The 2,452-nt window shown below is 65.8% G+C and carries 2 protein-coding genes and 1 pseudogene; 2 read left to right on the top strand and 1 reads right to left on the bottom strand.

What is annotated here, in order from left to right:
• The first annotated feature begins 28 nt into the window (after nucleotides 1-28).
• Complete coding sequence (locus tag VK519_RS09825; protein WP_524538989.1) at nucleotides 29-1,195, top strand: glycosyltransferase family 4 protein; 1,167 nt, start codon at nucleotides 29-31, stop codon at nucleotides 1,193-1,195.
• Nucleotides 1,164-1,688, top strand: a complete 525-nt coding sequence (locus VK519_RS09820) for a phosphatase PAP2 family protein (RefSeq protein ID WP_324349382.1) — start codon at nucleotides 1,164-1,166, stop codon at nucleotides 1,686-1,688. The genes VK519_RS09825 and VK519_RS09820 overlap by 32 nt, the downstream gene beginning before the upstream one ends.
• 569 nt (nucleotides 1,689-2,257) lie before the next feature.
• Here the strand turns inward: VK519_RS09820 and VK519_RS09815 are convergent.
• Nucleotides 2,258-2,452: pseudogene (locus VK519_RS09815) on the bottom strand (hypothetical protein); the annotation flags it as partial.

The raw sequence follows: 2,452 nt of genomic DNA, 5'->3' as shown, positions 1-2,452 counted from the left end.
AATGCTTCAAGCCCGCAGGGAGTGCGCCATGCGCATCGGCATCGTTACCGAGACCTACCCGCCGGAAGTCAACGGCGTGGCCTTGACTGTCCATAGCCTTGCGGCCGGCATGGCCGCCCTTGGCCATGCGGTGGACCTGGTTCGACCCCGCCAGCCGGGCCACGCGCCGTTCGCCGACGAACCTGGCATCGAGGCATTGCAAACCCCGGGCGTGGGCCTGCCGCGCTACCCGGGCCTGCGTTTTGGCCTGCCTGTCACCGGCCGCCTGGTTGCGCGCTGGAAGCGCGACCGCCCGGATGCGGTGTACGTGGCCACCGAAGGCCCGCTTGGCTGGGCCGCGATGCGCGCCGCGATCCGGCTGGGCATCCCGGTGGCGACCGGCTTCCATACCCGCTTCGACGCCTACGCCGGCCACTACGGCGTGAAATGGCTCACCCCGCTGGTGCGCAAGCACCTGCGCCGCTTCCACAATCGCGCCGACGCCACCTTGGTGCCCACCCGTGGGCTGGCCGCGGAGCTCGAGGCCATGGGCATTGTCAATTCACGCCTGCTGCGCCGTGCCGTGGACATTGATCTGTTCCATCCTTCTCGCCGCGACGATGCACTGCGCGCTTCCTGGGGTGCCGACGAAGACACCCTGGTGGTGCTGTACGTCGGCCGCATTGCCGCGGAAAAGAACCTGCCACTCGCCCTGGCCTCCTTCGAGGCCGCCAAGGCACGCCACCCGAAAGCGCTTTACGTGTGGGTGGGCGATGGCCCGGAACGCGCCGCATTGCAGGCGGCTCACCCGGACTTTGTTTTCGCCGGCATGCGCAGCGGCGAGGACCTTGCAGCGCACTACGCCAGCGCCGATCTCTTCGTCTTCCCCAGCCTCTCCGAAACTTTCGGCAATGTCGTCCTGGAAGCCCTGGCCGCTGGCGTGCCAGTGGTGGCCTATGACGAGGGCGCCGCGCGTGAGCACGTGGTCGATGGCGTGAACGGCGTGCGCATCGAAAGCGGCAACGAGAAAAGCTTCATCAACTGCGCCGCCTGCGTCGCCAGCGATCTGCGCCAGTTGCATGCCATGGGCCGTGCCGCTCGGCACGGCGTATCGTCACTGGCGCCGGGCGCCGTGATCGCCGATTTCGAACGACTTCTGAAAAGTCTGGTCACGGAGCGCAGCCATGAGCACCATGCCACGTCCGCAACGGCTTGACCGCCGCGTCACCCTCGCCGCCAACCGCTGGGGCACACGCAGCGCTGTCGGCGCCTTTTTCGGAGCGGTAAGCCGGCTCGGCGACGGCATCTTCTGGTATGCCGTCATCGCCATCCTGGCCGTGGCCGGCGGTTGGCGCGGCATGCAGGCGGCAGGCCAGATGCTGCTTACCGGCCTGATCGCCCTGCAGCTCTACCGCGTCCTGAAGCGCTGGACGCGCCGCCCCCGCCCCTTCCGCAACTGCCCGGGCGTGATCGCGCATATTCCGCCGCTGGATGAATTCAGCTTTCCGTCCGGACATACGCTGCAGGCGGTGAGCTTCACCGTGGTGGCTGTGCACTATTTCCCGGTACTGGCGCCGCTGCTGATTGGCTTCACGGCGCTAGTGGGCGCTTCGCGGGTGATCCTGGGGCTGCACTATCCGTCGGATGTGATCGCCGCCACGGCGATCGGGCTTGCGCTGGGCAATGCGTCGCTGCTCGCAATGAGCTGAGGCACAAGGTCCTCCTCGTCCATCGGGGTGGACACGCCGTAAGCAAGGTGACGCAAGCCCTTGTCTCGGCATGACCCGTGCCGGGTTATCCACAGGCTTTCCCAACGACTGTCCCCATCGGGTGTGGATAACCGCTCAAGCAAAATTTGAGCATGCTTCCATCGAAATCGACGTCGAACTTTCCGACCATTCCGATGGAACTGCGTGCCAGCTTCGTGGAACATGTTCGTGTTGCCTGTACATCGGCAACCGGGTTTGAGACCCCGTAGTTAGTAGGCAAAAAAGTCGGGTACCGAAGATTGTCTGCGGTACCCGAGGTTTGCCCCGCCATTTTTGGCGGGCAGCCAGGCGGACGTGAGTCCGACCGTGTGCCTACTGCGGGTCTCAACCTGGCTAGCCCGCCACCTTCCCCATGTCGATCCGACGGTAGCATTTCTTCCTGGCGAGCCATGCCGGGCGGATGAACGCAGCGGATGCGTCGAAACATCCCGGCCGTCTACCACGTGACGAGCCCCACGGCATCGGTCGCGCGGGAGTGGAAGCCCGCCTCGTTCATCCGCCTGGATCCGTCAAAGCTTGCTGTGCTCCACCTGCCGCTCGCGCTGCATCAGCGTCCATTCGGCGTGCTCGGTCAGCGCGGCATCGCCTAAAGCCAGCAGGATGGAGCGCTGGATGGCCGGGTTGTTGGTGCGGTCCAGTGCGGCGCGGGCGCTGGCGAAGATCCGCTGCATGAAACGGTACTGGCGGATCAGTTCCCGGTCTGC

The organism is Pinirhizobacter sp. (genome assembly GCF_035317885.1).
Taxonomy (GTDB): domain Bacteria; phylum Pseudomonadota; class Gammaproteobacteria; order Xanthomonadales; family Rhodanobacteraceae; genus Pinirhizobacter.
Note: the sequence above shows the minus strand (reverse complement) of the source record. Positions and strands in the feature narration are given on the sequence as shown.

What these genes read in the sequence shown, in the direction of transcription:
- VK519_RS09825 (WP_524538989.1), top strand. Translation starts at nt 29, where the DNA reads ATGCGCATCGGCATCGTTACCGAGACCTACCCGCCGGAAGTCAACGGC.
- VK519_RS09820 (WP_324349382.1), top strand. Translation starts at nt 1,164, where the DNA reads ATGAGCACCATGCCACGTCCGCAACGGCTTGACCGCCGCGTCACCCTC.